This window comes from Sphaerisporangium rubeum (assembly GCF_014207705.1).
GTDB classification, from domain to species: Bacteria; Actinomycetota; Actinomycetes; order Streptosporangiales; family Streptosporangiaceae; genus Sphaerisporangium; species Sphaerisporangium rubeum.
The window spans coordinates 2,430,868-2,457,702 of sequence record NZ_JACHIU010000001.1 but is presented as its reverse complement, the minus strand read 5'-3'; the positions used below and the strand labels follow the sequence as shown (position 1 = coordinate 2,457,702).

Sequence of the window (26,835 nt, the reverse complement as noted above, 5' to 3'; positions counted from 1 at the left end):
TCGGCGTCGGTTTCCGGGAGAGTGTCCCGGGCCTGGCCGTACCGGTCGGGGTCAGATGTAGAGGGTGTCGGGGGCCTGGCCGCAGAGGACCCGGCCGTACAGTTCGGCGTTGGTCTCCGGGTGCATGAGCGCGTGGAGGTTGACGGCCTGGATGTCGCGCGCGATGCGCTGGATCGGGACGTCGGTGTAGATGGACGAGCCACCGCTGGCGGAGGCGAGGATCTCGACCGACTCCTTGGCGAGCTTGACGACCTGGCCCATGTCGGCGCGGGCCTTGACGCGCTCCTCCAGGGTCCAGGGAGTGCCGTCGACGGACTTGGTGTCGACCGTGGTGGCGAGGCGCAGCGCGTGGAACTCGGCCTGGTCGAGTTTGGCGGCGGCCTCGGCCACGGCCAGGTGGGTGACGGGGGCCTCGGCCTGGCTGCCGTAGCCGGTGTAGGTGATCTTGCGGTCCGGCAGGCGCTCGAAGAAGGCGTCCTTGGCGGCGCGCGCGAGGCCGACGACGGTGCCGACCGACGACGCGGAGGCGACCGGCAGCAGCGGGGCCCGGTAGATGGGGCTGTTGGCGTTGATCTTGGAGGCGTACTGGCCCATGAGGATGGCCGGCAGCGGGATGACCCGCGCGGATGGCACGAACAGGTTCTGCGCGGCGGTGCTCACGCTGCCGGTGCCCTTGAGCCCGGAGGTGTGCCAGTCGTCGATGATCGCCAGCTCGGAGATCGGCACGAGCGCCATGACCGGCATGGGCTCACCCTCCGGCGGCACCAGCACCGCGATGATCTCCTGCCAGTGCGCGTGGTGCGCGCCGCTGATGAAGCTCCACTTGCCGTTCACGACGATGCCGCCGTCGACCGGCGTGGCCATCGCGGACGGGCTGAGCGTGCCGCAGACCCGCACGTCGGGGGTGGAGAAGACCTCGTCCTGCACCTCGTCGGGGAACAGGCAGGCCATGAAGGTCGGGATCCAGTACACCGAGGCGACCCACGCGGTGGACGCGTCGCCGCGGCCGAGCTCGGCGGCCACCTCGACGAGCGTGCGGGTGTCGGCCTCGTAGCCGCCGTACCGCGCGGGGGTGCGCAGTTTGAAGACGCCGGCGTCGGCGAGCGCGTCGATCGAGTCCTGGTGGATGCGCCGGTTCTCCTCCGACCATGCCGCGTTCTGACGCAGGAGCGGCACGAGTTCGGTCGCCCGGCCGACTAGCTGTTCCCGGGTGGGAACCTCGGTCGTCAGCACCATTTCCTCCTTGGGGTGACAGTCCGGAAACCGTGGAGCCGGCGAACGCCGGACGGCCGGTGTGACAGGTCGCGGACGCACCGGCGAACCGCAGGCCGCCCACCCTTCCGAAGGTCCCACCAGGCCCCGTACCTGCGCATCTTCTGGAGTGCGAAGCAGCGGCAGGCCCGCAACCTCAAAGATGCCGCGCGGGTGCCGCAGAGGTGACGATGGACGAATCGCGGACTTTCGTTCGAGCCCCGTCCGCACCGGACGCATCGCTCGACCACTACCGATTCGAGGAGTTGAGGTGCGAGTAGACGATGCGGTTCCGTTCACGGAGGACCAGGCCACGGCCGTCCCCGAGGACCGGCCGAAGACGCGCCCGCTGACCGGAGACGAGTACATCGAGACCCTGCGCGACGGCCGGGAGATCTTCCTCAACGGGGAGAGGGTCAAGGACGTCACGGCGCATCCGGCGTTCCACAACCCGGTACGGATGACCGCGCGGCTGTACGACGCGCTGCACGACCCCGAGAAGCAGCCGATCCTCACCAAGCCGACCGACACCGGCAGCGACGGCTACACGCACCGGTTCTTCACCACGCCGCACAGCGTGGAGGACCTGGTCGCCGACCAGCAGGCCATCGCGGCGTGGTCGCGGATGAGCTACGGCTGGATGGGCCGCAGCCCCGACTACAAGGCGGCCTTCCTCGGCACGCTCGGCGCGAACGCCGACTTCTACGAGCCGTTCGACGACAACGCGCGCCGCTGGTACAAGGAGTCGCAGGAGAAGGTCCTGTACTGGAACCACGCGATCGTGCATCCGCCGGTGGACCGCAACCGGCCGCCGGACGAGGTGGCCGACGTGTTCATCCACGTCGAGAAGGAGACCGACGCCGGCCTGATCGTCAGCGGCGCCAAGGTCGTGGCCACGGGGTCGGCGCTCACGCACTACAACTTCATCGCGCACTACGGACTGCCGATCAAGGACAAGAAGTTCGCGCTGGTCGCGACCGTCCCGATGGGTGCCGCCGGTGTGAAGCTGATCTGCCGGCCGTCGTACACCACCAACGCCACGGTGATGGGGACGCCGTTCGACTACCCCCTGTCGTCGCGGCTGGACGAGAACGACACGATCCTCGTGCTGGACAAGGTGCTCATCCCCTGGGAGAACGTCTTCGTCTACGGCCACCTCGGCAAGGCGCTGCTGTTCACCGGCCGTTCCGGCTTCTTCGAGCGGTTCACGTTCCACGGCTGCACGCGGCTGGCGGTCAAGCTGGAGTTCCTCGCGGGGCTGCTGATCCGGGCCACCGAGATGACCGGCACCAAGGACTTCCGCGGTGTGCAGACCCGCATCGGCGAGGTGCTGGCCTGGCGCAACCTGTTCTGGGCCTTCTCCGACGCGGCGGCGCGCAACCCGGTGCACTGGAAGGACGGCGCGCTGCTGCCGAACCCGGCGTACGGCATGGCGTACCGGTGGTTCATGCAGATCGGCTACCCCCGCATCAAGGAGATCATCCAGCAGGACATCGCCAGCGGGCTGATCTACATCAACTCCAGCGCCAAGGACTTCGCCAACCCCGACATCCGGCCGTACCTGGACAAGTACGTGCGCGGCTCGGACGGCACGGAGGCCGTGGAGCGCATCAAGCTCATGAAGCTGCTGTGGGACGCCGTCGGCACCGAGTTCGGCGGCCGGCACGAGCTGTACGAGCGCAACTACGCCGGCAACCACGAGAACACGCGGGTGGAGCTGCTCAACGCTCAGCTCGCCAACGGCCAGGTGGACCAGTACAAGGCGTTCGTCGCCGAGTGCATGTCGGAGTACGACCTGGACGGCTGGACGGCACCGGACCTCGCGTCCTTCCCCGACCTGCGGTTCGACCACGGGAGCCTGAACATCTGAGGTTCCCGTCGCACGGCCCGAGGCCACCCGGAGCAGCAGCCGGGTGGCCTTCGCCGTTGGAGAAGGACCGGGGACCGCCGCGGGGACGGAGACCGGCGCGGCCGTGTGCGCGGACCGTGGACCGGGCCGTGGAACGGGACGGGGTCACCGCCATGCCACGAGCCCCCGGCGGTGGCACCCGCCGGGAGGCGGGGCCGGTGCCGGGGGCTCGGCGGTGACGCGGGTCAGGCCGCCGACGCGCTCGCGACGCGGGAGCTGACGGTGGTGATGAAGTCCTCCAGGGTGGGGTCGTCCTCGAAGATGTCGGCGACCTCGATCCACACCCCGAACTCCTCGTCGACGCGGGACGCGATCCTCGTGGCCGCGATGGACTCGCCGTTCAGCTCGAAGAACGTGGCGTTCTCCTCGCCGGGGGCCACGGCCAGCACGTCGGTCCAGATCTTGGTGACCTTCCGCCTGATGTCGGGGAAGTCGTTGCCGTCGCTCATCGGATAACTCCTTCGTGTGCTCAGATCAGCTGCAGTGACGCGTCGGGGGTGGCGACCGCCTCGTCGAGGATCCTGCGGAACTCCGTGGCCATCTCGGTGAAGGTCCGCTCGGTGTACAGGTTGCTGTTGAAGCCGAGCGTCGCCACGATCTCCCCGGAGGAGTCGATCTCCAGCTGCCACAGCGCGCCGTCGGGGACGTCGCCGCCGATCGGCTGGTCGAGCCGCCGCGGGATCTCCGAGTACGTAAGGTCGCCGACCACCTCGTGGTCGCCGGGGACCGGGGAGCGGAACACCTGGAACGCGCAGACCGCCTTGTCGTCCTCGACGAGGGGGGCCATCAGCGTCGGCGCCTCTTCGAGGACGTGCGCGAACGGGATGTCGTGCGAGTAGGCCTCCATGCAGGTGACCCTGGCCCGCTCGACGACCTGGCGGAACGTCTCGCAGCCGGCGATGTCGGTGCGCAGCGGCATGAAGTTGAAGAACGACCCGACGGTGTTGTGGAACCGTGCCTGCGCGCGGCCGGAGCTGAACGTCGGCACCACGATGTCGGTGGTCCCCGTCGTCCGGGACAGCAGCACGCTGTACGCGGCGAAAAGGATCATGAACGGGGAGCTGCGGGTCTCCCTGGACAGCTTCAGGATCGCCGAGGTCGACTCGGCGGGGATCGCGAAGCGGTGCCACGAGGTCGTCTTCGGCAGGTGCTCGGACCGCCGGTGGTCGGTCGTGGTGGCGGTGATCTGCGCGCCGCTCAGCTTGTCGCGCCAGTACGCACGCGCGCGGGTGCCGGGTGCCTCGGCGGCGCTGGACAGCTGCCAGCGCGCGTACTCCTGGTACTGCCGCGCGTCGGGAAGGTCCACCGGGTGGCCGCGGCGCATGGCGTACAGGGCCGCGAGGTCGCGCATCAGCAGCCGCATCGACCACTCGTCCACGGCGGTGTGGTGCGCGATGAGCACGAGCACGCCGTCCTGCTCGTCGAACCGGCCGAAGACAGCGCGCAGCAGCGGCAGGTCCCTGATGCTGTACGACCCGGCCTCGGCCTCGTTGACCAGCTCGCCGGCCGCCTGGTCGCGGTCGGCCGGCGCGACGCCGCGCAGGTCGCGCACGGTCAGTTCCGGCGCGTCCGGCGGGAAGATCTGCTGGTAGCGGCCGGTGGGGTCGTTGACGATGGACGTGCGCAGCGCCTCGTGGCGCACGACGAGGTCGCCGAGCGCGTCCCGCAGCACCGCGGTGTCGACCAGCCCGGCGACGCGCCAGCCGCAGACGATGTTGTACTGCGGGCCGAACGGGCCCTCCTCCTCACCGGAGGAGAACATGACGAGGAATTCCTGGTTGAACGAGAGCGGTACCCGTTCTGTCGTGTCCTGCGCGATCGGCCGTGTCGCCTCTGAAATGCTCATGTCATCACCCCTGACCCCTGACCTCTGCCGAGGTCACGCGCTGTCTTCTCGAAATGTACCGGTATTCGGAGAAATGAAATTCTCCGAGAATGCCGGATTTCCGGGACCGGGAATTCCCCGGTCCCGGAAAACGCGGTTCAGCGCAGTTCGACGCCGGCGCTCGCGGCGGCCTGGAGGAGGTCGCCACGCGACAGCGCGGCGGCCACCAGCTCGATCTCGTCGGACAGGTACCGGTCCTTGTCGAGGGTCGGCACCAGCGAGCGCACCATGTCGTACGTCGCCTTGCTCGCCGGGCTGAGGCCCGCGTACCGGCCGGACAGGTCGACCGCCTGCGCGGCGGCGAGGAACTCCACCGCGAGGATGCGGTTGTTGTTGCCGAGCACCCGGCGCGCGTTGCGCGCCGCGATGAGACCCATGCTGACGACGTCCTGGTTGTCGCCGTTGGACGGCACGCTCTGGGTGCTGGCGGGGCCGATGGTCCTGTTCTCGGCGACCAGCGCGGTCGCCGGGTACTGCGCCGGAGCGAAGCCGCTGTTCAGGCCGGGGTCGCCGGCGACGAGGAACTCCGGCAGCCCGTCGCTGAGGTGGCGGTTCAGCAGGCGGTTGGTGCGCCGCTCGGAGAACACGCCGAGCTGGGTGAGGGCGATGGTGACGTAGTCCATGGCGAACGCGACCGGCTGGCCGTGGAAGTTCGCGCCGTGGAACACCTCCTGGCCCTCGAAGAACAGCGGGTTGTCGTTGGAGGAGTTCAGCTCGATGTGCAGCTTCTCGGTGGCGTGGTACAGGGTGTCGCGCACCGCGCCGACGACCTGCGGGATGGCCCGCAGGGTGTAGGCCTTCTGCATGTAGACCTCGGTGCGGGACACCCCGTCACCGTTGTGCTGCTCGGCGGCCTGGCGGCGCAGTTCGGCGTGGTCGAGGGCCAGCGCGCTGCCGTTCATCAGGGCCCGCATGTTCCACGCGGTGTCGATCTGGCCCTGGTGGGGCCGCGCGATGTCGTGGCCCTCGGCGAGGAACGGGCTCTTGGACCCGCGCATGGTCTCCACGACCAGGGCCGTCACCATCTCGGCCTGCCGCACCTGCGTGAGGGCCCGGCCGACGACGAGCGCGCCGAGTCCCGTCATGCCGGAGGTGCCGTTGATCAGCGACAGGCCTTCCTTGAACCGCAGCTCAAGCGGTTCGATGCCGTGCTGCCGCAGCACCGGGCCGGTCTCGACCCGCTTGCCGTCGCGCAGCACGTACCCCTCGCCGATGACGGTGACCGCGATGTGCGCCAGCGTCGACAGGTCGCCGCTCGCGCCGAGGGAGCCGATCTCCGGGATCGCGGGGGTGATGCCGAGGTTCAGGTACAGCGCGAGGCGTTCGAGCAGCTCGGGACGTACCGCCGAGTAGCCCTTGGCGAGCGCGTTCAGCCGGGCCGCGAGGATGGCCCTGGCCTCGTCCTCGGCGAACACCGGGCCGACGCCGGCGCTGTGGCTGCGCACGAGGTTGGTCTGAAGTTCCACCTCCTTGGACAGGTCCACCAGCATGTAGATCATCTCGCCGTAGCCGGTGGTCACGCCGTAGACCGGCACACCGTCCCTGATGGTGTCCTCGAACATGCGCCTGCTCTCGGCGGCCCTCGCCAGCGAGGTGGGTGCCACCGCGCACGGTGCCCACTCCTCGGCGACCCGCCGCACACCGGCGATGTCCAGGCTCTCACCGTCGAAATCAACAGACAGTTCGGTCTCGACCAGAGTCACGTTGTCTCACCCCATAATCAGTGCGTTTGCCGCAGCGTTGTTGACGTGGGTTTCCTGCCGCCCCGCTTCCCTGAGCCGGCGGCGGTCGATCTTGCCGCCGACCGTGCGCGGGAGCCGGTCGAGGATCTGGAACGTCACCGGCGGGGTCGCGTTGCCGAACCGGCGGCGCAGCACGGCCCGCCACGTCGCGGCCGTCCCGCCGGTCTCGGCCGGGACGACGTGCGCCACGAGGCGCACCACCAGGCCCTGCGCGTCGGCCACCGGGACCACCGCGCACTCGGTCACCGACGTGTCGGCCGCGAGCGCCGCCTCGATGTCGGTGAGCTCCAAGCGGACGCCGTTGAACTTGACCTGGAAGTCCTCGCGTCCGCCGAACTCCAGGGTCCCGTCGGCCCGCAGGCGTCCCCGGTCGCCGGTGCGGTAGCACCGCGCGCCGCCGGGGCCCGCACCCCGGATCGGCCGGAACGCGGGATCGTCCCCCGCCGTGCCGACGTACCCGGGGGTGACGTACGGGCTCTCGATGACGATCTGACCGGCGACCCCCGGCGGACAGGGCCGGTCGTGCTCGTCGAGCACCACCACCCGCCGCCCCGGTATCGCCGTCCCGATCGGCACCGTGCCCTCCCACGCCGCGCCGACCTCGTGAAAGGTCGCGAGAATCGACTCGGTGGGCCCGTAAAGATTGACCAGCCGCACCCGCGGCGCCACGCCGCGCAGCCGCTCGACCAGCTCCCCCGTCAACGGCTCCCCCGCCAGCAGCAGGCACCGCAACCCCGGTGCTCCCTGCCACACGTCCGCCAGCCGCCGCACGAAACTCGGCACCGTCTGAAAATGCGTGACCCTCTCCGCGACCAGCCAATCGGCCAGCCGCTCCGGATCGGCCCGCACCCGATCAGAGACCGGACAGACCGTCCCGCCGGCCACCAGAGCGGAGAACACCTCGACCAGCGCCGCGTCATACCCCGGCGCGGCCCACTGCGCCACCCGATCCCCCACCCCGATCGAGAACTCCGAGGCGAACCACGTGACGAACTGCGCCAGCGTCGCATGCGTCTGCGGGATCCCCTTCGGCTTCCCCGTCGACCCAGAGGTGTAGGTGACGTAGGCCCACCCGCCGTCGTCCTCAGGCGGCGCCGGCACACCGCCGGCCGGTACGGACGTCACGTCGAGGACGTGACCGCCGAACTCGTCCCGGTACCAGCGCAGCAGGCCGTCCTCAGGCCGCTCGCCGTCCACGACGATTACGCCGGGACGTATGTCGGTCAGTACGGCACGGCCGCGCTCGCCGGTGTCGCCGGCGCTGAGACAGACCAGGCGCGCACGGGCCATGAGGACGGCGAGGCAGGCGACGACCTGGCGGGGACCCGAGGACATGCGGACGGCGACGGGCCGGCCGGCTGGGAGGACGGCGGCGAGGGACGACGCCTGCGAGACGAGGTCCCGGTACGACAGCTCCTCCCCCGGCCAGGACAACGCGACGGCGCCGGGGTGCCGTACGGCGATGTCCAGGACCAGGTCAGGCACGGTTTCAGAAGGCTCAGTCACTCGTGTTCCCTTTCACGTCGCGGCGTCCACGGCGAGTGAGAGGTCGCGTGGTGGGCCACGCGGCGTCGAGTGGAGTGCGCCGGCGGGGAGGCGCTGTCAGTGGTGCGGGTCCTCGATGCCGAAGCGGGCCATCGCGAGCTCGCGGTTGGCCATGGTGGACAGGTAGACGGCGATGCCGGCGTGGCTGTGCAAGGTGGACATGTCACGCCAGATGCGCTCGACCCGCTCGCCGTTGCGCACGGAGCTGGAGCCGGCGGTGGGGAACAGGTACCGCTGCACGGCGTCCCAGCTCAGCCGGACGGCCTCGCGGCCGATGGTGGCGATGCGCAGCTCCTGCTCGCGGGTGAAGTGCTCGGACCCCTTGGCGCAGGTCTCGGTCCACACGCGCAGCGCGTTGCGGATGGCACCCTCGGCGGTGTCGATCTTGGCGGACGCCTCGCCGTACCAGAACTGGAAGTCGGGGTTCTCGGCCCGGCCGGTGATCGGCGGGAACGACGTGGTCCGCGACACCATCAGCTCGGCGTACGCGTCCAGCATCCCCTGCGCCATCCCGACGGCCAGCACCGCGCTCTCGAGGATCATGAAGCTCAGCGGCCCCCCGCCGTACAGCGGGTTGCCGTGCAGCCGCAGACCGGGGGTCCCCTCGGTGACCGACACGCCGCTGATGTGCGAGGCGATGGTCCGGTGGTCCGGCACGAACGCGTCGTCGATCACGATGCTGTGCGACCCGCTGCCCTTGAGCCCGAGCTGGCCACCCCAGTCGTCGAGCCGCCGGAAGTCCGAGCGCGGCACCATGAAGAACATCGGCATCGGCGGCTCACCCTCGCCGTACGGCACGAGCGTGTGGCCCATGAAGTGCGTGGCGTACGGCGCACCCGAGCAGTAGGCCCAGGTGCCGCTGATCCGCCAGCCCCCCTCGACCCGCTCGGCCGTGCCGGACGGCATCACCGTGGCGGGGCTGATGAACTCGCCGCCGGCGAAGACCTCGTCCTGGGCCCGCTCGCCCAACAGCGTCGCCGCGGCCAGCGCGTGCGCGGCGCCGAGGGTGAACATCCAGCCGGTGGACGGACAACCCCGGGTGAGCGTCATCGCCACCCGCATGAAGGTGTCGACGCCGAACTCGTAGCCGCCGTACCGCCGCGGCACCAGGATCCGGTAGAACCCGGCCCGGGAGAACCGTTCGTGCACGTCCTCGGAGTAGTACGTGCGCGCCTCGGTCGCCGCCTGCTCCTTGACCAGGAGCGGGATCAGCGCCTCGGCCCGCGCCACGACCTCGTCCGGCGTGAGGCCGGGCTCAGGCGGCGGGACGACTCCCTGGTCGCGAACATCGGTGATAACAGACATTGCCGCAGGTCCTTTGTCCGTGGATGGTCCGGCTCTCCGCCACGTCCGGCCATGGGGTCAGCGTCACACCCGTGTCCGGCGGCACGCATCTCCGTGCGTGCGATGTGAACGTGCGCGAACGAGCACTGGGGCACCCCTGTGACCTCGCGATACCGCAACCCCAAAGATGCGGCGGCCCGGCCGCGGCGTGAATCATTCGACGTGAACCGTGCCCCGCCGTCCGGCCGACGACTTCCGCGAGCCCGCCGACCGCGGGACCGACGTGACGCTCCCTTACGTGCGACCCGAGACGCCATGCCGTGGCGAGCAGGAGGAGATCGAGTGAAGAGCAGAACCGTCATCGACGTCTGGGTGCCGGACCTCACCTTCCCCGGATGGATGGACCGGTGGTACCAGCAGGCCGCGGACTTCGAGCGGCGCCACCCCGAGTACGAGGTCCGTGTGTCCGGCCAGGACTTCTGGACGTTCCCGCTGAAGGTCGCCGAGGCCTCCGCCGCGGGGAACATGCCGGCGCTGGCCGAGTACTACTTCTACGCCGGCCAGGCGGCCTACGACTCGCTGGCCCCCGACGGCAGCCCGATGTTCGCCTCCCTGGAGAAGGCCCTCGCGGGCCGCAGCGAGGTGCTCGGCGAGCCGGTCGTGCTGCACGACGTCATCAAGCCGCTGCGCGACTACTACACCTACAACGGCGACCTGGCGTGCATGCCGTCGGTCGGCACGACCAGCCTGATCTACGCCAACAAGGACATCATGCGCCGCGCCGGCATCGACGCGCTGCCGCGCACGTGGCGTGAGGTCGAGGAGGTGTGCGACCGGCTCGCCGCCATGAAGGACGGCCCGGCGTACCCGATCACGTGGTCCGACCACGGCACGTTCTTCCAGCAGGCCCTGGCGATCCAGGGTGGCCTGCTGGTGGACAACCACAACGGCCGCACGGGGCCGGCGACGACCGTGGACCTCGCGAGCAACGAGATGCTGACGTGGGTCGAGTGGTGGCGCGGCCTGCACGCCAAGGGCCACTACCTGTGGACCGGCGGCATCCCCGACTGGGCCGGGACGTTCAAGGCGTTCGCCGACCAGACCGCGGCGATCCGCATCACCTCGTCCAACGACGTGAACTACATGGTGCAGGCCGCCAAGGCCAACGGCTTCGACATCGAGGTCGGCATCTTCCCCTACCCCGACGACATCCCGTACGTCGGCAACGCGGTCGCCGGCACCGGCATCTGGATGGCGAACAACCTGGACGAGGCGACACAGGAAGGCGCGCTGGCGTTCCTGATGTGGCTGCACAGCCCGCGGGTCGCGGCCGACCGCCACAAGGCCAACAGTTTCATGCCGCTCACCCACTCGTCGTTCGCGCTGCTGGAGGAGGAGGGCTGGTTCGCCGAGCACCCCTACCACCGCGTGGCGAGCGAGCACGTCCTCGCCTACCCCGAGGGGGCGATCCGGTCGGTGCGCGCCACCGGCGACGTGCCGATCTCCGAAGGCGCGCTCATCGGCGACTTCGCCGGCAACCAGGACGTGATGACCCGCGCCATGGGGGACGTGCTGAACGGCGCCGACCCGGTGACGCGGTTCATCGAGGCGACGGCCGAGGCGCAGCGCCGGCTGGACGACTACAACGCCGACCGCGCGGACGGCGGGCCGACCAGCCCGAGCAGCCTGCGCGTGGAGCACTTCGCCGCCGCGGCGGCGGGCCGCGACTACTCGGCGGCCGACATGGAGAAGGTCGTGAAGCTCGGACGCTGAGAGACCAAGAGGCGGCCCCGGGAGTGATCCCGGGGCCGCCTTCGCGTGTGTCAGGCCGTCTTGCGGCCCACCGCGACCAGGTAGCCGAACTCCTTGATGAGGCCCACCGGCGTGCGGAGGATCTCCAGCATGGGGATGATGTCGGCGCCGTACCGGGCCACGAGGTCGTCCCACTTGGAGTTGACGCCTTCGATGGTCCGCACCGACGACCTGGCGGTGTGCGTGCTGATGTCGAGCAGCTCCACCAGCTCAAGACCCGACTCGGCGACCAGGGCCCGGTACTGCTCCTCGTCGAGCAGCGGCCCGGCGGCCATGTCGCGCAGGAAGTCGCGCACGGCCTTCTCGTCGGCGGGGTCCATCGGCGCGTTCTTCAGCTTGTCGGTCCACACGACCCGGCCGCCGGGCCGCAGCACGCGGCGCAGCTCACGCAGGGTCTCAAGGCGCGGCATGTGCAGCAGCGCGTCGAACACCCAGACCACGTCGAACGAGTCGTCGGGGTACCCGAGGTTCAGCACGTCGTCGTTGTACTCGAACCGCACCCGGTCCGACAGGCCCTTGGCGGCGGCCCGCCGGTTGGCCTCGTCGATCTGCGGCTGGAGGTTGGAGACGCCGACGATCTCGGCGGGGGTGGCCTCGGCGACCTGGAACGCCGACAGGCCGATGCCGCAGCCGACGTCCAGCATGCGGCCGCCGTTCTCCAGGCCGGACTTGGAGATCAGCAGGTCGGTCATCCGTTCGGCGGCGACCCGGTTGGAGCTGTCGTCGGCGTCGTCGTGCCAGTAGCCCTGGTGGAAGTTCTCGTCCCACACCTCGATGAGCACCAGGCTGATGGTGTCGTAGAACTCGGCGGTCTCGGCCGAGGTGGGGGCTGCTGCTTGGTCGGTGGTCATGCGGGCTCCCTAGAGTGGCTTCTCCGCCGTGATGAAGATGAACGTGCCGGGGGTGGCCTCGTGGCGCACGGTCAGCCCGGCGTCGGCGAGCCACCGCTTGATGTCGGCGAGCTCGAACAGCCGCATGCCTTCCTGGTGGCCGGGGAAGTAATGCGAGTTCTGGAAGTAGTAGGCCAGCGGGTCGGCGGCGTTGCTGAAGGTCATCAGCGTGAAGGTCCCGCCGGGCTTGAGGCAGCGGCCGATCTCGGCGATCGCGGCGGGGGTGTCGGCGGGGAACGCCTGCAGCGCGTTCCAGCACAGCACCGCGCCGAGCGACGCGTCGCCGAACGGCAGCACGCGCGCGCTCGCCATGACGGCGGGGAGCTGCGGCAGCCGGGTGCGCAGCGCGGTCAGCATGGGGACGTACGCGTCGTAGGCGATGACGCGCTCGGCGCCGACGGCCTCGACCAGCATCTCGGTCCACCGGCCGGCGCCGCAGGCGAGGTCCAGCACGGGGCCGTCCACCGGCGCGACGTGCTCGGCGATGTAGCGCCGCTCGTCCTCGGGGGTGACCTCGCCGCCCCAGTTGCCGCCGGCGATGCGCAGGAAGTTGGGCCTGGCGTAGGCCTCGTAGAACAGGCCCATGCTCGGCAGCTCGGCGAGCTTGTACAGGAAGTCGCCGGGGTTGTTCTGCGCACCCTCGGACAGGTTGAGTATGCCCTTGCCGGCGGGGAACTCGGCGGCGCAGCTCACGCAGCGCACGGCGCCGCCGGCCACCTCGATGCCGCTCTGGCAGGTGGGGCAGCGGAACGCCGAGGCGTGCGGCGCGAAGATCTCCACCGGCGACTCCGGCGGGGTCGGCACCTGGTCGCGCGGCGGCACCGACCCGGTGACGACCGGCGCCGGGGTGCCGTTGCCGGCGGCCCAGTACGCCTTGGCGCCGGCGTGACCCCACACGGTGCGGGTGTCCTTCTGCCAGTTGGCGGCGATCTGCTCGGCGCTGAGCGCGCTGATCCAGCTCTGGTCGAACGCCTGCTCGTCGTTGTCCATCAGGGCCCACACCGCAGGTGACGGGAACACCCGGCCGATGACGGGACGCGCCGGGTCGAGCTCCTGCAGGCCGCGCTCCAGGCGGGTCCAGTCGTCGGCGGTGAGGTCGCGGTCGGCGGCCACGGCGAGCACACGCTCACGGTCGGCGGGGAAGTGCGCCACCAGGTACGCCAGCGCCACCGACAGCGCGCCGCCGTTGGCCGCGCGCCGCCACAGGTCGAGGTACAGGTCGAGGCCGGCGCGCGCGGCGGCGGTCACCGGGCCGGGCTCGGGGTACTCGGCCTCGAGCAGGATGCCGAGCAGCACGGCGAGGTACGCCTTGCGCTCGTCGTCCACCTCGGCGAGCCGCTCCACGACGAGAGACACCGCGGGGACGGCGAGAGCGGTCAGCTCCCCCTCGACCCACAGCGCGTCCACCAGGCGGTGGAACTCCTCGCCGAGCCGGCCGGGGCTCGCGCCGGTGAACGCGTCGACGACGCCGGCCACCGCCGGGTCGACCGTGGAAACACTCATGTGCAGCGTCCTTTCTCAACAATGGATGGCCGTCGTCAGCGGATGGGCTTCCTCGCGGAGACGATCACGTAGCCGATCTGGTCCTTGCGCGGCGCGAAGAACCCCGAGTGCAGCCGGGAGAACTCGCTGACGGCCTCGTCGCCGAACTTGGCGGCCACGGCGTCCCTGCCGGACATCGCGACCCGCAGGTACTTGGCCTTCCTGCCGAACACCCGGGGGCCGCACTGGGTGTACTCCTCGATCTCGAACCCCGCGGCGCGCAGGTGGTCCAGCCACCCCGGCAGCGTCGGCAGGACGGGGAGCTTGAGGGTCTCCATGAACTTCGCGATCCGGCGCGGCTCGGCGTCCGATTCGAGGCTGAAGTCGGAGAACGTGAGCCTGCCGCCGGGACGCAGCACCCGGAACAGCTCGCCGAGCACCTGGCCGAGGTCGGCGGCGTTCTGCAGCGACTCGAGGGCCAGGACGGCGTCGAAGGCGCCGTCGGGGTGGGTCAGCGCGGCGTAGTCGCCGTACTCGAAGGTCACCTGATCGGTGAGGCCGGCCGCGGCGGCCCGCTGCCGGGCCTTGTCGATCTCGAAGCCGCTGACGTTGACGCCGGTGACCCGCACGCCGAAAGTCCTGGCGAGGAACACCGCGGTCGCGCCTGGGCCGCAGCCGGCGTCCAGGACGTGCTCCCCGGGACGCAGGCCGAGCGTGTCGGCGACCTTGCGGCTGACGCGGTGCACGGCCTCGGTGAGCGGCACGTCGTCGTCGGTGTCGTCGTACCAGTACCACATGTGGATCTGACCGTCACGCAGCTCGTCCCCGATGGGGGACCGTTCGTCGTAGTGCTCACCGATGACGGCCGCGCCGGCGGCGCCGGTTTCGTTCCCCATGGATTCGTCGCTCCCGTCGAGCGGCCCTCGCGGCCTCCGGGGAGGCGAAGGACGCGGAGTGATCTGCTGTTCAATGGTGGGCCGCCGCCGCGTCCCCCCACATCTCCGAGAGTGCCGACCACCACCCCTATAAGGGTCCTGCCTGCGCACACAGGAAGATGCGCCGCTTACGCGGCCGGGGGACGCTCGCCTGGACCATGTCCGAAAGCGGATCGGAAGGCACCTCATGACCACGATCAGCGAACGCGACGCGAGCGTCGCTCTTCCTGGCGAGCCGGCCTACGAGGCCGCGGCCCAGGTCTTCAACCTCATCGCTCCCGCCACCCCGGCGGCGGCGGTCACCGTGCGCACCGCCGACGACATCAGGTCGGCCCTGGCGTACGCCAGGTCCGCCGGCCTCGGCGTGCGGGTGCACAGCACCGGACACGCCTCGGCGACGGCGCGGCCCATGGACGACGCACTGCTCATCCGCACGCTCATGGACGGCGGCGTCGAGATCGACGCCGAGCGCCGGGTCGCGCGGGTCCCCGCGGGGACGCGCTGGGGTGCCGTGGTGGAGGCCGCCGCGCCGTACGGGCTGACCGGGCCGCACGGCTCGTCCCCCACGGTCGGTGTCGTCGGGTACCTGCTGCGTGGCGGCCTCAGTTTCTACGGCCGGGCCACCGGGCTCGCCGTCAACAGTGTGCGCGCCGTGGAACTGGTCACCGCCGACGGGGAGCACCGCCGGGTGGACGCCGAGTCCGACCCCGAGCTGTTCTGGGCCCTGCGCGGCGGGGGCGGCGGCTTCGGCGTCGTCACGGCCGTCGAGATCGGCCTGTTCCCCGTCGCCAAGGTGGTCACCGGCGCGGCGTACTGGACGGCCGAGCACGCCGAGCGGCTGCTGGCGGCCTGGCTGGCGTGGGCCCCGTCCGCGCCGGCCGAGGCCTCCACCTCGCTGCGGATCATGAACCTGCCGCCGGTTCCCGAGGTGCCGCCGGTGCTCGCCGGCCGGCCCGTGGTGTGCGTGGACGGCGCCGTGCTCAGCACCGGTGACGACGCGAGCGCCGCCGAGGCGTGCGCCGCCGAACTGCTCGGGCCGCTGCGGGCCGTCGCCGAGCCGGTGATGGACGGCTGGGCCACCACCACGCTCGCCGGGGTGCTCGAGGCGCACATGGAACCCGGTGACCCGTTGCCGATCGCCGGCGACCACATGCTGCTGCGTGAGCTCGGCGACGAGGGGGCCGAGGTGTTCCTGCGGATGCTCGGCGCGGACTCGGGGTCACCGCTGCTGGTCGCGGGCCTGCGTCAGCTCGGCGGCGCCGTCGCCGAGCCGTCGCCGTACGGCGGCGCGCTGAGCCACGTGGACGCCGCGTACGCCTACTCCGGCGCCGGGATGCCGATCCCGCCGCTGACCGCCGAGGAGATCAGGGAACACTGCGCGAAGGTGCGCGCGGCGTTCGCACCGTGGGACACCGGCCGTACCGTGCCGTCGTTCGTGGAGGAGATCGGCCAGCCGCAGCGGCACCTGGACGCCGACCGGGTCGCGGCGGTGGACCTGGTGCGCGAGCGGGTCGACCCCGAGGGGCTGTTCCGCGGCGACGTCACGCCGAACGCGACCGCGCTGGTGTGACACCACGCCAAAGGCCCCGGCCGTTTCGCGGCCGGGGCCTTTCCTCGTGTGCGATCAGGTGCCGGCCGGCACCTTCGGCTCGGCCGTCGCCTCGGTGACGGCGGCGCGGCGGCGCTGGGAGCGCTTGTTCCAGGCCCGGACCAGCGGCTGCTCCAGCAGGTAGTAGCTGAGCGTCGCGGCCACGACGCTGCCGACGAGAGTGAACGTCACCAGCGGCCAGAAGCTCGCGCTGCCGCGCAGCATGGCGTCGATCACCGGGGTCTTGCCGAACACGTTGCCGTTCTCCACGAAGAAGTTCTGGAACGGGACGTGCCAGAGGTAGATGCCGTAGGAGATGCGGCCGAGGTACCGCAGCGGCGCATTGGCGAGCGTGACGTCCATCAGCCGCGACCGGGCCTCGGGAACGGCCAGCGGGATGATGAACAGCATCGCGAACACCAGGATCAGGCAGTGCCCCACCAGTTCCTGGGTCATGCCGCCGACGGTGCCGTCACCCGGCGTGCCGAACGGCTTCGGGATGTTGAGCAGGTAGATCGCCAGAGCGCCGAGCCAGTACAGGTTGGGGTGCCGGGCCGCCGACCGCAGGATGCCGGAGGCGATGCCGGTGACCTCCGCCTTGGCGGTCGCCACGGCGAGCCACATGCCGCAGGCGAACGCGCTGACGTAGTAGAACGGCCAGAACCACAGCTCGTACGGACCGGTGAAGCTCGGGTTGTTGGTGTAGGCCACCCACGCGAGGCCGATGACCAGCAGGATCACCGCGGGGATGGTCGCGCGCCGGGCCCGCACCGCGGCGTCGGCGGCGGTGCCGGCGAACTTGACGGCGAGCCACGCCAGCAGCGGCAGAGCCAGGTAGAACGTCAGCTCGGTCGGGACCGTCCAGGTGTGCTGGAGCGCGATGCCGGGCTGGTCCGCCGGGATGAAGAAGTGCAGCGCCAGCAGCGGCCGGATGACGTCCCACGCGCTGTTGATGCCTTGCAGGTTCACCGCCAGCAGCGCCACCACGACGACCAGCCAGTACGCCGGCAGGATGCGCAGGCCGCGGCGGAACAGGAAGTCCCCGACCGCGGGGCCGCGCGTGCCGGTGATGACGGCGCGTGCGAAGGGGCGGTACAGGAACAACCCCGACAACACGAAGAACGGCGGCAGCATGACCGTGAGGCCGTCCGCCAGGTGGCCCCAGATCCCGTTGCCGGGCTGGTCCATGAAGTTCGTGACACCGGACTGCCACGCGACGTGGAAGACCAGCACTCCCACCGCGAGGACGCCGCGGACTCCTTCGAGTTTGGGAATGCGTTTATTACTGCCGATCTCCGCATCACTCAAGCGAGTCGTCGCCATAGTAGCGTTCCTCCCCTCAGGGGCCGGTTCCCCTGCTTGGCTTAATTTCGTGCCGTTTTTCCGGCTCGCGACGTCATCGTCGCGTCAAGGGTCGGGGTGGAGCATCTTCAGAAATGCGGAGTTTTCTCTCGCGGTGAAAAGCTCACACCGCGTCGCGTAGTGCCCTGCGGTCCAGCTTGCCGTTGGCGGTCTCCGGCAGGTCGTCCACGAACCGCACGTCTCTGGGGTACTTGTGCGGCGCGAGCGTGGCCCGTACGTGGTTCTTCAACTCGTCCGCGGTGACCGGCCGCCGCGCCACCACCCACGCGCGGGGCAGCGTCAGGCCGTCCACCTGGTAGCCCACGACGGCGCAGTCGGCGACCGCGGGGTGCGCGCGCAGGCAGTTCTCGATCTCCGAGGGGGCCACCCACACGCCGCTGACCTTCAGCAGGTCGTCGGCGCGGCCCTTGTAGTAGAAGAAGCCGTCGGCGTCCCTGCTGAACAGGTCACCCGAGCGGACGGTGTGCGGCGCGGGGAAGGTCTGCGCGGACTTCTCCGGTGAGCGCCAGTACTCCAGCGCGCACGTCTCGCCGACGATCTCCAGGACGCCGACCTCGCCGTCCGGCACGGTGTCGCCGCCGGAGTCGACCACCCGTGCGCGGTAGCCGGGGACCGCCTGGCCGAGGCTGCCCTGCCTGGCGGCGCCGGGACGGTTGGACAGGTAGCCGTGGTAGACCTCCGACGAGCCGATGCAGTCGATCACCTCGACGCCGAACGTCTCGATCCACGCGCGGTGCAGATCCGGCGGCAGGGCCTCCCCCGCCGACAGGCACACCCGCAGGCAGCTCAGGTCCTGCGCGGCGGCCTCGGGGTGGTTCACCATGGCGCTCATCATGGTCGGCACGTTCACCAGCACCGTCGGCCGGTGCTCGGCGATCAGCTCGAACATCTTGTCGGCGGTGCTGCGCTCGGGGAACGCGATGCCGGCGGCGCCGACGCCGAACGGGAACAAGGCGGTCAGGTCGCGCGCGTACCCGAAGAACAGCTTCGGCACCGGCAGCACCACGTCGTCGGGCCGCATGTCGAGCACGCCGCGCGCGAACCACTCGAAGCTGAGGCGAGGCGCGCGGGCCGCCAGCACGCACGCTTTCGGCGCGCCGGTGCTGCCGGTGGTGAACTTGAAGATCGCGACGTCGTCCCTGGTGGTCGGCGCGGCGTCCAGCTCGGCGGGCTGCGCGGCGACCAGCGTCTCGAAGTGCCGCTCGCCGTCGTGCAGGTCGCCAGGCGCCACGCCGGTGACCAGCAGGTTCCGTATGCCGGCCGCGCGCAGGCTGTCCAGCGTCGCGCCGTCGGCCACCACGACCGCGGGCTCGACATAGTCGGCGTAGTACCGGTAGTCCTTCGGCTGGAGGAACGTGTACACCTCCGCGGTGACCGCGCCGATCTTCTGCGCTCCGTACCACGTGGCGACGAAGTCGACCCCGTCGGCCAGCGCGATCAGCACACGGTCCCCCTGCCGCACCCCGATCTCCCGCAGCGCGTTGCCGACCCGGTTCACGCGCACGGCGAGCTCGCCGTACGTGGTGCGGCCCTGCGGCGTGATCAGCGCGGTGCGCGCCGGATCGTTGCGGTCCACGAAGTGGGTGGCGATGTTGAACTCGCGTGGCACGTCCTCGTAGCGCATCGGCCCTCCTGCGCGCGGCTGCGTGACCCGCGACGGTCCGGTCCGCCGCGGGCTGGAGCTGTCCATGAGCGCGCGTGCGCGCGACACGACGACATCGTCGGCGGGAAACGCCTCGGCGCGCATCTCGGAAAATGCGGTGTTCACCGCTGGCAGGAAGCTGCCGCAGGCGCGCAACTAGCTGCCGCTCGCTCATATGGCCCGGCGGCGGGGCCGATTCCAGCATTGATTCAAGCGACGGACCGCGACGCGGCTTTCCGGAGCGACTTCGCGAAACCCAGAAAAGGGGTGGAGAAATGCAGCACCCAAGCGACCCGCGCCTGGTCCCCTCCCGGCGTCCCGTTTTCCGCGCCGAGGCGGTGCGGCCGTGATACTCGAACGCTCAGAAGTGCTGACGTACTCGTCGTACCTGTCGCTCGACGAGGTGCTGGTCGCGCAGCGGCCGCGCTCCGGCAAGCACGACGAGATGTTGTTCATCGTGGTGCACCAGGTCTACGAGCTGTGGTTCAAGCAGTTGCTGCACGAGTTCCGCAAGCTGCAGCAGGACCTCACCGAAGGCAGCACGGCGCACGCGCTGGCCACCTTGCAGCGCTCCTTGAAGATCTTCAAGATGGCCGTGGCGCAGATGGACGTCATGGAGACGATGACGCCGCGCCAGTTCATCGCGTTCCGCGACAGCCTCGGCACCGGCAGCGGCTTCCAGTCCGCGCAGTTCCGTGAGATCGAGGCGGTGCTCGGCCGGCGGGACCGCAGAGTCCTGGCCGCCTACCCCAAGGGCAGCGCCGAGCTGGCGCGGCTGGAAAGCGCGACGACCCGTCCCTCGTTGTACGACTCGCTGCTGACGTACCTGTTCATCCGCGGTTACGCCGTGCCGCACGAGATGCTGAAGCGCGACGTCACGCAGCCGCTGGAGCCGTCGGAGGCGGTGCAGGAGGTGCTGCGGCAGGTGTACGCCGACGACAGCGGCGCGTCGCACATCTGCGAACGGCTGATCGACCTCGACGAAGGCATGCAGGAGTGGCGGTACCGGCACGTCAAGATGGTGGAGCGCATCATCGGCGACCGCACCGGCACCGGCGGCTCCACCGGGGCCCACTACCTGCGCGGCACGCTGTTCGCGCCGATGTTCCCCGACCTGTGGGCCGTGCGGGGGCGGCTGTGACCACCTCGGCGCTCCAGGACGCGGTGACGTCCCCTGCGGCACGTCTCGCGCCGCACTACTCGATGTTCGGGGTGGCCGAACGGCTCACCCTGACCGGCCACTCCCACCAGGCGTGGCCCGACGTCGCGCTGTCGGGCCAGGTCGACGCGCTGCGGGACGCGGCGCTGGCGCTCGACGACAAGTGGGAGCTCGCGTTCAAGAAGGCCGACCGGGTGCGTGAGGGGGTGCGCCGGTTCCTCGGCGACCCCTACGGGGAGATCGCGCTCGGCGCGAGCACCCACGACCTGGTGGTGCGGTTCCTGTCGGCGCTCGACCTGCGGACCCGTCCGCGCCTGGTCACCACCGACGGCGAGTTCCACACGCTGCGGCGCCAGCTCGCGCGCCTCGCCGAGGAAGGCGTGGAGGTCGTCCGCGTCCCCGCCGCACCGGTGGCGACCCTCGCCGAACGTCTCGCCGCCGCGGTGGACGACCGCACGGCCGCCGTCTTCGTGTCCGCGGTGCTGTACGAGACGGCCAGGATCGTGCCGGGGCTGCCGGGTCTGGCCGAGGTGTGCTGGCGACGTGGCGCCGAGCTGCTCGTGGACGCCTACCACGCGGCCGGCGCCGTGCCGTTCACCACAGAAGGAATCGAGTCGGCGTGGGTCACCGGCGGCGGCTACAAGTACCTGCAGCTCGGTGAGGGCAACTGCTACCTGCGCCTGCCTGAGCACGCCGACACCTTCCGGCCCGTCGTCACCGGCTGGTTCGCCGAGTTCGGCACCCTGAGCGGCACCCACGACGGCACCCGGGTCGGCTACCCCGCCGGCGCGGCCCGCTTCGCCGGCGCGACCTACGACCCGACGAGCCACTACCGCGCGGCCCGTGTGCTCGACTTCTTCGACGACCACGGCCTCACCCCCGGCTACCTGCGCCAGGTGTCGCTGCACCAGATGTCCGTGCTGACCCGCGCCTTCGACGCCATCGGCGCGCCGGCCGAGCTGATCGACCGCGACCGCGACGGCTCCCCCGAGGACTTCGGCGGTTTCCTCGCGCTGCGCACCCCCCACGCGGCCCGCCTGACGTCCGGCCTCGCCGCGCGCGGCGTCCGCACCGACCACCGGGGCCGGTACCTGCGCCTCGGCCCCGCGCCGTACCTGTCGGACGAGCAACTGGAGACCGCGGTCGCCGCGCTCGCCGCCGAGCTCACCGACCGGCCCTGAACATGAAGGCGGCCCGGCGAGGCGTGTGGGGGGACACGCCCCGGCGGGCCGGGCTCAAGGGGACCTACCGGGTGACGACCGGCACGTAGTCGTGGCCGCGGACCAGCCACCGGTCGCGGTAGCTCGGCGTGCCGGCCACCGCCAGAGCGGGGAAGCGGCGCAGGAGCATGGGGAGCGCGATCTGCGCCTCCATGCGGGCCAGCGGAGCGCCGACGCAGTAGTGCATGCCGGCGGCGAAGCTCAGCGGCTGCACGTCCGTGCGGTCGGGGTCGAACGTCTGCGGGTCGGGGAAGCGGCGCGGGTCACGGTTGCCGGCCCCCATGATGGCGACGATCTTGGTGTCGGCGGGGATGCGCACCCCCATCACCTCGACCTCGGTGGCGGCCCACCGGCTCGTGGCCTGCACCGGCGGCTCGAACCGCAGCGTCTCCTCGACGTACCCGACGGAGAACCCCGGCTCGTTCTTCAGCCGCTCGGCGAACTCCGGCCGTTCCAGCGCCTGGAGCACACCATGGCCGATCAGGTGGGTCGTGGTGTCGAAACCCGCGTTGAGCAGGAGCATCAGGTTCCCCATCAGCTCGTCGTGCGTGAGCCGGTCACCGTCGTCGTCCCTGGCCTGCACCAGGCGGGTCAGCAGATCGTCCTCAGGGGTACGGCTGCGGCGCTCGATCAGCTCGTTCAGGTACTCCGACAGGTCGTCCATGGCACGGTCGGCCCTGGCCAGCTCGTCCACATTGGTCAGGCCCTCCAAGGCGATCATGACCTCGGCGGCGACCTCACGGAACCACACCTGCTTGTCCTCCGGCACCCCGAGCAGCTCGCTGATCACCGCGACCGGCAGGCGGAACGCGAACTCCCCCATCAGGTCCACCGGGGAGCCGTCCGCGCCGAGATCCGCCAGCCGGTCCAGCAGCCGCTCGCTCATCCGCTCGACCGTGGGCCGCATCGACGCCACCGTGCGCGGCGTCAGCGCCGTCGTCACCAGGCGGCGCATCCGGCCGTGGTCCGGGGGGTTGGTGTACAGCATCGAGTTGGTGAAACCGCGCAGCGACGAATGCGACCGCCAATTGGGGTAGATCAGGTCGTAGTTCTTGTCGTCCTGCACCAGCAGCCGCGGCTCCCGCAGCACACGGGTGCACTCGGCGTACCCGACCGCCACCACCAGCCCCGGCTTGACGTGCAGCAGGTTCCCGAACGCACGCAACTCCTCGTACAACGGGTACGGGTCCTTGCGTCCCTCCGGCGACACCATGGCCGCGATCACCGCCGCCGGCCCGCTCAACTCGTGCGCACGCGCCGGCTCCCTCTCAAGCACCTGCTCCGCCATCGCGGCGTCTCCTTTGTCTCCGACCTGAACAGGCCCCGGATCCCCCCCGGCCTGTGACTAGGCGCGGGCCGACATCTCGACGACGGACAACACACCCGCCGGATACACGCCTCGCACCGACAACCCGCACGCGGCCCCGAGCTTCGCGAGGTCGCCGACCCCGCGTTCCTTGCCGCCGTAGTAGGCGAGCATCCGCAGGTCCATGCCGGTGTGCGGGGACTCGCCGTCCGGCCCGACGTTCTCCACGACGAACACCGACCCCTCGGCACCCGCCGCCTCCGCGCAGCGGCGCAGGATCGCACCCGCCGCGTGGTCGTTCCAGTTGTGCAAGATCAGCGAGAGCACATAGCCGCCCGCGCCGGCCGGCAACGCATCGAAGAAACTCCCCGGCACCGCGTCCCCCCGGTCGGCCAGCCCCGCCGCCGCGAACGCCTTACGCGCCGCCTCGGCCGTCTCCGGCTGGTCCACCACGGTCCCCCGCAGCTCCGGATGCCTGCTCAGCAACTCGACGACCAGCGACCCGTCCCCGCCGCCGACGTCCACGACATGACCGAGCCTCCCCCAGTCGAGCGCTTTGGCGATCGCGGGAGCCCGCACCGGCATGTCGGCCGCCATGCTCGCGTCGAACTGCGCCGCCAGCCCCGGCTCGGTCGTCATGTCGTCCCAGAACGTCCGGCCGAACGTCAGCGGATACGCCGCCTCCCCGGTCCTGACGCTGTGCAGCAGATGAACGAACGAAAGCTCGGCCCGTCCCGTCCACCCCTCGATGTCGATCTGCGCACGCATGCCGTCCGGGTGGTCGTCCCGCAGCAGTTCCCCCTTAGCGGTCAGCCCGTAACCCCCGTCCGCCTCCCGGACGAGCACCTTGCGAGCCGCGAGATACCGCAACAGCCGCTCAAGCGCATCGGTATCCGCCTTGACCAGCGGCGCCATGGCCTCCGCCGTCCGCGTCCCCGCCACGATGTGATCAGCGACCCGCAAGGTCGCCGCCACCCGCAACGCCATCGGAGTGCCAAGGTGAGCCATGGCCCACAACCCGGCCCCGTTCCCGTCCGCCATGACGCCTCCTCAACCACCCCGAGCTCCGGCCGACCCGGCCCCACCGGCCGCACGTCAATGCTCTTGCTCCTCCTGGACCCCCCGCACCTTTGAGAGTGCGACCTGTCACCCTCCGCACGCTCTCCCATGACCACGACCACGCCACCTCTCGGCGACACCGGCACCGCGACAGCCCCGGTGTACCGTTTCCGCAGGTGAAGCCGGTGAAATACCGCCTCGACCGCACCACGCGTCCATCCCCGAGAGAAGCAGGCCCATGACACCGCCACGACCCGGCATCGACCCCGAGCTCCGCGCGCTGCTCGACGGCCTGCCGTCCGTCCCCGCGCTCACCCCCGAGTTCGTCGCCGAACTGCGCCTGCTCCCCACACCCCCGATCGAACCCTTCCTCCAGGACCGCGCGATCACCCACACAGAGGTCGCCGTCCCCGCGCCGGACGGCACCCCGATCCCCCTGTCGATCTTCAGCCCCGCCGACCCCCGCACACCGGCACCGTGCGTCTACTGGATCCACGGCGGCGGCATGATCATGGGGAACCGCTTCGCCAACATCGACCTGCCACTGGAATGGGCCGACAGGTTCGGCGCCGTCGTCGTCTCCGTCGACTACCGCCTGGCCCCCGAGGCCACCGGCACCACCCTGGTCGAGGACTGCTACCACGGCCTCCTGTGGACCACCGGCCACGCCACCGCACTAGGCATCGACCCCACCCGCGTCGTCATCGCCGGCATCAGCGCCGGCGGCGGCCTGGCCGCCGGCACGGCCCTGCTGTCCCGCGACCGAGGCACCCCACCCCTGGCGGCCCAGCTCCTGATCTGCCCCATGCTCGACCACCGCAACACCACCACCTCCAGCCACCAGTACTCCGGCACCGAGACCCCAGGCACTCGACCCCCCGTCACCGAGAATCCCGGCGACCGGACCTCCGGCACCCGGCACCCCGCCACCGAGAACCCCGACGGCCAGACCTCCGGCACTCCGGACCGCGGCGACCAGAACCTCTGGACCCGCGAGATGAACGAGTTCGGCTGGCACGCCGTCCTAGGCGAAGACCCCGGCCCGTACGTCCCCGTCTACGTCTCCCCCGCCTTGGCCGACGACCTCTCCGGCCTGCCTCCCACCTACATAGACGCCGGCACCGCCGAGCTCTTCCGTGACGAGGACGTCGATTACGCCACCCGCATCTGGGCCGCGGGAGGCCAGGCGGACCTCCACATCTGGTCAGGCGGCTTCCACGCCTTCGACGCGCTGTTCCCGCAGGCCGCGCTCTCGACCGCCGCGCGCCGCACCAGGAACGACTGGCTCTCCCGCGTCCTGACCCCGAGCGGTCCCCTTCCCCCGCCACCTCAGTCGCCGTCCTCCCGCGACGACCGCCGCTGACCCTCCCCTCCGTCCTGCGGCGGACGGCCCGGCGAGCGCAGGCAGGCAAGAGCCCTGCACGGACGGTCAAAAACCGCCGCCGTCGACGCGCCTAATGTCGGGTCCGCAAGAGGGTGATCACCTCGGAAACCCCAGCGGATTCACCGAACCGCGGCGACCGACTCTCGCCTGCTGCGGGAACGGCGAAGCGGAAACAACGGGAGATGTTCTCCACACGACAGACGAGGACCAAACAATGCGACGTTTCTTACTCCTCATGATCGGCGCTCTCGTACTCGGGTTGACGGCGACATTCGCGCCGATCACAGCGGCCGGCGCCGACACCGCCTCTGACCCGGATTTCCAAGCGGACGCCAAGGCCGCGGGACTGTCGGCCACCGAGGCCGAGAATCTGCAGAGGCGCGTCGACAAGTATCTGACCGAGCACGGCGGAAAGCAGGTCGCAGCCAACAAGATCGAGTACGGGACAGGCGGCACCCTCCTGCTCAGCCTGCCAGGCGAACGGTTCGCGCGCGAACTCGACGAACCTGTCGCCGTGACGACCACATGCGATTACGGCTTCTTCTGCGCGTGGAGCGGCACCAACTTCACCGGCGACAAGCGTTCCGAGTACTACTGCAGCGAACTGATCTCCATCCCCTGGTCCGGCACGGGATCCTGGCGGAACGAGCAGACCCGCGGCACCGTCGCGAGGTTCCTCAACGGGGCCAGGAACGAGATCGATCGCTCGACGGCCCCGGGGTACAAATTCTCCTACAGCTGGTCGCCGGTCTTCTTCATCGACATCTGCTGATCAACCACGTCTCGACCACGACCACCGAAATCCCACCTTCGAGATGCTCGGCCGGATATTCCGGCCGAGCATCTCGCGTCCGCGGTCACATGGTCCGGCGACGACCAGCACTCGCACGCCGTCCGCACCGCCGCGGCCGGCGCCTCTCAGGCACGCGCGCCGGCCGCCACCGGCCGATCATCGCCGCGGCCCCTCGAACCGGACCGACCGGACACGCTCGCGCTACCCGGACCCGCCGCCGAACCCGATCTCGTTACCGTCCGGATCCCGGTAGACGACCTTGCGCACACCGTTGCCGTACTTCTCCTCCTTTGCGGGCTCAAGACCCCCCGCGGTGACCCACGCCGTGACCACGTCGAGGTTCTCGAAGAACACCGTGAGCACAGCGGAACCGGCCCGCTCGAGATCACGCACGACATACACGTACCGATGCTCCGCCAGTTCCCACACGGCCTCCGTCTCGTGCGGGAAGAACGCCGGCGGCACTCCCAGCAGCCGTTCGTACCACTTCAAGGCCTCCGCGTAGTCACTGACCGGGATGCCCACGAAAAGGTCGACGTCCATACCCCAATTTTAGGCTGCAGGACCGACAAAACCCGTGCTCAGAG

21 protein-coding genes are annotated in these 26,835 nt (G+C 70.5%); 7 read left to right on the top strand and 14 right to left on the bottom strand.

The genetic code is table 11. The features are described from left to right. Positions 1-51 precede the first annotated feature (51 nt). On the bottom strand, positions 52-1,236 hold the full coding sequence (locus BJ992_RS10450) for an acyl-CoA dehydrogenase family protein (RefSeq protein ID WP_184979918.1): 1,185 nt from the start codon (positions 1,234-1,236) through the stop codon (positions 52-54). 286 nt (positions 1,237-1,522) lie between these two features. On the opposite strand from BJ992_RS10450, the gene BJ992_RS10445 reads away from it, so the two are divergent. Beyond that, positions 1,523-3,121 carry a 4-hydroxyphenylacetate 3-hydroxylase family protein gene (locus BJ992_RS10445; protein ID WP_343072588.1) on the top strand — a complete coding sequence of 533 codons (1,599 nt, stop codon included), beginning with the start codon at positions 1,523-1,525 and terminating at the stop codon, positions 3,119-3,121. 224 nt (positions 3,122-3,345) lie between these two features. Here the strand turns inward: BJ992_RS10445 and BJ992_RS10440 are convergent, their stop codons facing one another. The 5 genes from BJ992_RS10440 to BJ992_RS10420 form a co-directional block, all read right to left on the bottom strand. Beyond that, complete coding sequence (locus BJ992_RS10440) at positions 3,346-3,609, bottom strand: phosphopantetheine-binding protein (protein ID WP_184979914.1); 264 nt, start codon at positions 3,607-3,609, stop codon at positions 3,346-3,348. Between the two features lie 20 nt (positions 3,610-3,629). Next, positions 3,630-5,006, bottom strand: a complete 1,377-nt coding sequence (locus BJ992_RS10435) for a condensation domain-containing protein (RefSeq protein WP_184979912.1) — start codon at positions 5,004-5,006, stop codon at positions 3,630-3,632. A gap of 137 nt (positions 5,007-5,143) precedes the next feature. Continuing rightward, entirely contained in the window at positions 5,144-6,748 is a 1,605-nt protein-coding gene (gene cmdF / locus BJ992_RS10430; protein ID WP_184979910.1) for a tyrosine 2,3-aminomutase, read from the bottom strand. Positions 6,749-6,754: 6 nt separating this feature from the next. Beyond that, a complete protein-coding gene (locus BJ992_RS10425) occupies positions 6,755-8,293 on the bottom strand; it encodes an amino acid adenylation domain-containing protein (protein WP_221474755.1) in 1,539 nt (512 codons plus the stop codon). A gap of 96 nt (positions 8,294-8,389) precedes the next feature. Then, positions 8,390-9,637: an acyl-CoA dehydrogenase family protein gene (locus tag BJ992_RS10420; RefSeq protein WP_184979908.1), complete on the bottom strand. Its 1,248-nt coding sequence runs from the start codon at positions 9,635-9,637 to the stop codon at positions 8,390-8,392. Between the two features lie 321 nt (positions 9,638-9,958). Here BJ992_RS10420 and BJ992_RS10415 point away from each other — a divergent pair, with 321 nt between their 5' ends. Continuing rightward, the gene (locus tag BJ992_RS10415) at positions 9,959-11,389 is read left to right on the top strand and encodes an extracellular solute-binding protein (protein WP_184979906.1); all 1,431 of its coding nucleotides are present in this window, start codon (positions 9,959-9,961) and stop codon (positions 11,387-11,389) included. A gap of 50 nt (positions 11,390-11,439) precedes the next feature. Here the strand turns inward: BJ992_RS10415 and BJ992_RS10410 are convergent, their stop codons facing one another. The 3 genes from BJ992_RS10410 to BJ992_RS10400 are packed head-to-tail and all read right to left on the bottom strand — an operon-like array spanning position 11,440 to position 14,696. Beyond that, entirely contained in the window at positions 11,440-12,279 is an 840-nt protein-coding gene (locus BJ992_RS10410; RefSeq protein WP_184979904.1) for a methyltransferase domain-containing protein, read from the bottom strand. A gap of 9 nt (positions 12,280-12,288) precedes the next feature. Beyond that, positions 12,289-13,821 (bottom strand): class I SAM-dependent methyltransferase, encoded by a 1,533-nt coding sequence (locus BJ992_RS10405; protein WP_184979902.1) that lies wholly within the window; start codon positions 13,819-13,821, stop codon positions 12,289-12,291. Between the two features lie 35 nt (positions 13,822-13,856). After that, positions 13,857-14,696 (bottom strand): SAM-dependent methyltransferase, encoded by an 840-nt coding sequence (locus tag BJ992_RS10400; protein ID WP_184979885.1) that lies wholly within the window; start codon positions 14,694-14,696, stop codon positions 13,857-13,859. Between the two features lie 226 nt (positions 14,697-14,922). Here BJ992_RS10400 and BJ992_RS10395 point away from each other — a divergent pair, with 226 nt between their 5' ends. Beyond that, positions 14,923-16,305 (top strand): FAD-binding oxidoreductase, encoded by a 1,383-nt coding sequence (locus BJ992_RS10395; protein WP_184979884.1) that lies wholly within the window; start codon positions 14,923-14,925, stop codon positions 16,303-16,305. A 54-nt stretch (positions 16,306-16,359) separates the two neighbouring features. Here BJ992_RS10395 and BJ992_RS10390 read toward each other — a convergent pair whose 3' ends face one another. Together BJ992_RS10390 and BJ992_RS10385 are read right to left on the bottom strand one after the other, a co-directional pair. Further along, positions 16,360-17,631 carry an acyltransferase family protein gene (locus BJ992_RS10390; protein ID WP_184979882.1) on the bottom strand — a complete coding sequence of 424 codons (1,272 nt, stop codon included), beginning with the start codon at positions 17,629-17,631 and terminating at the stop codon, positions 16,360-16,362. 157 nt (positions 17,632-17,788) lie between these two features. Beyond that, positions 17,789-19,453 carry a benzoate-CoA ligase family protein gene (locus BJ992_RS10385; protein ID WP_343072587.1) on the bottom strand — a complete coding sequence of 555 codons (1,665 nt, stop codon included), beginning with the start codon at positions 19,451-19,453 and terminating at the stop codon, positions 17,789-17,791. A 220-nt stretch (positions 19,454-19,673) separates the two neighbouring features. Here BJ992_RS10385 and BJ992_RS10380 point away from each other — a divergent pair, with 220 nt between their 5' ends. Together BJ992_RS10380 and BJ992_RS10375 are read left to right on the top strand one after the other, a co-directional pair. Beyond that, positions 19,674-20,468 carry a tryptophan 2,3-dioxygenase gene (locus BJ992_RS10380; protein ID WP_343072586.1) on the top strand — a complete coding sequence of 265 codons (795 nt, stop codon included), beginning with the start codon at positions 19,674-19,676 and terminating at the stop codon, positions 20,466-20,468. Continuing rightward, positions 20,465-21,667, top strand: coding sequence for an aminotransferase class V-fold PLP-dependent enzyme (locus BJ992_RS10375; RefSeq protein WP_343072585.1), 1,203 nt, complete (start codon positions 20,465-20,467; stop codon positions 21,665-21,667). The genes BJ992_RS10380 and BJ992_RS10375 overlap by 4 nt, the downstream gene beginning before the upstream one ends. Before the next feature lie 64 nt (positions 21,668-21,731). On the opposite strand, the gene BJ992_RS10370 is transcribed toward BJ992_RS10375, so the two are convergent. Then, on the bottom strand, positions 21,732-22,994 hold the full coding sequence (locus BJ992_RS10370; protein WP_184979880.1) for a cytochrome P450: 1,263 nt from the start codon (positions 22,992-22,994) through the stop codon (positions 21,732-21,734). Positions 22,995-23,051: 57 nt separating this feature from the next. Further along, positions 23,052-24,053: a methyltransferase gene (locus tag BJ992_RS10365; protein ID WP_184979878.1), complete on the bottom strand. Its 1,002-nt coding sequence runs from the start codon at positions 24,051-24,053 to the stop codon at positions 23,052-23,054. A gap of 256 nt (positions 24,054-24,309) precedes the next feature. Between BJ992_RS10365 and BJ992_RS32745 the strand changes: the two genes are divergently transcribed. Then, positions 24,310-25,434, top strand: coding sequence for an alpha/beta hydrolase (locus BJ992_RS32745; RefSeq protein ID WP_246496594.1), 1,125 nt, complete (start codon positions 24,310-24,312; stop codon positions 25,432-25,434). Positions 25,435-25,669: 235 nt separating this feature from the next. Then, a complete protein-coding gene (locus tag BJ992_RS10355; RefSeq protein ID WP_184979876.1) occupies positions 25,670-26,227 on the top strand; it encodes a hypothetical protein in 558 nt (185 codons plus the stop codon). A 222-nt stretch (positions 26,228-26,449) separates the two neighbouring features. On the opposite strand, the gene BJ992_RS10350 is transcribed toward BJ992_RS10355, so the two are convergent. Next, complete coding sequence (locus BJ992_RS10350) at positions 26,450-26,791, bottom strand: VOC family protein (RefSeq protein WP_184979874.1); 342 nt, start codon at positions 26,789-26,791, stop codon at positions 26,450-26,452. Positions 26,792-26,835 lie beyond the last annotated feature (44 nt).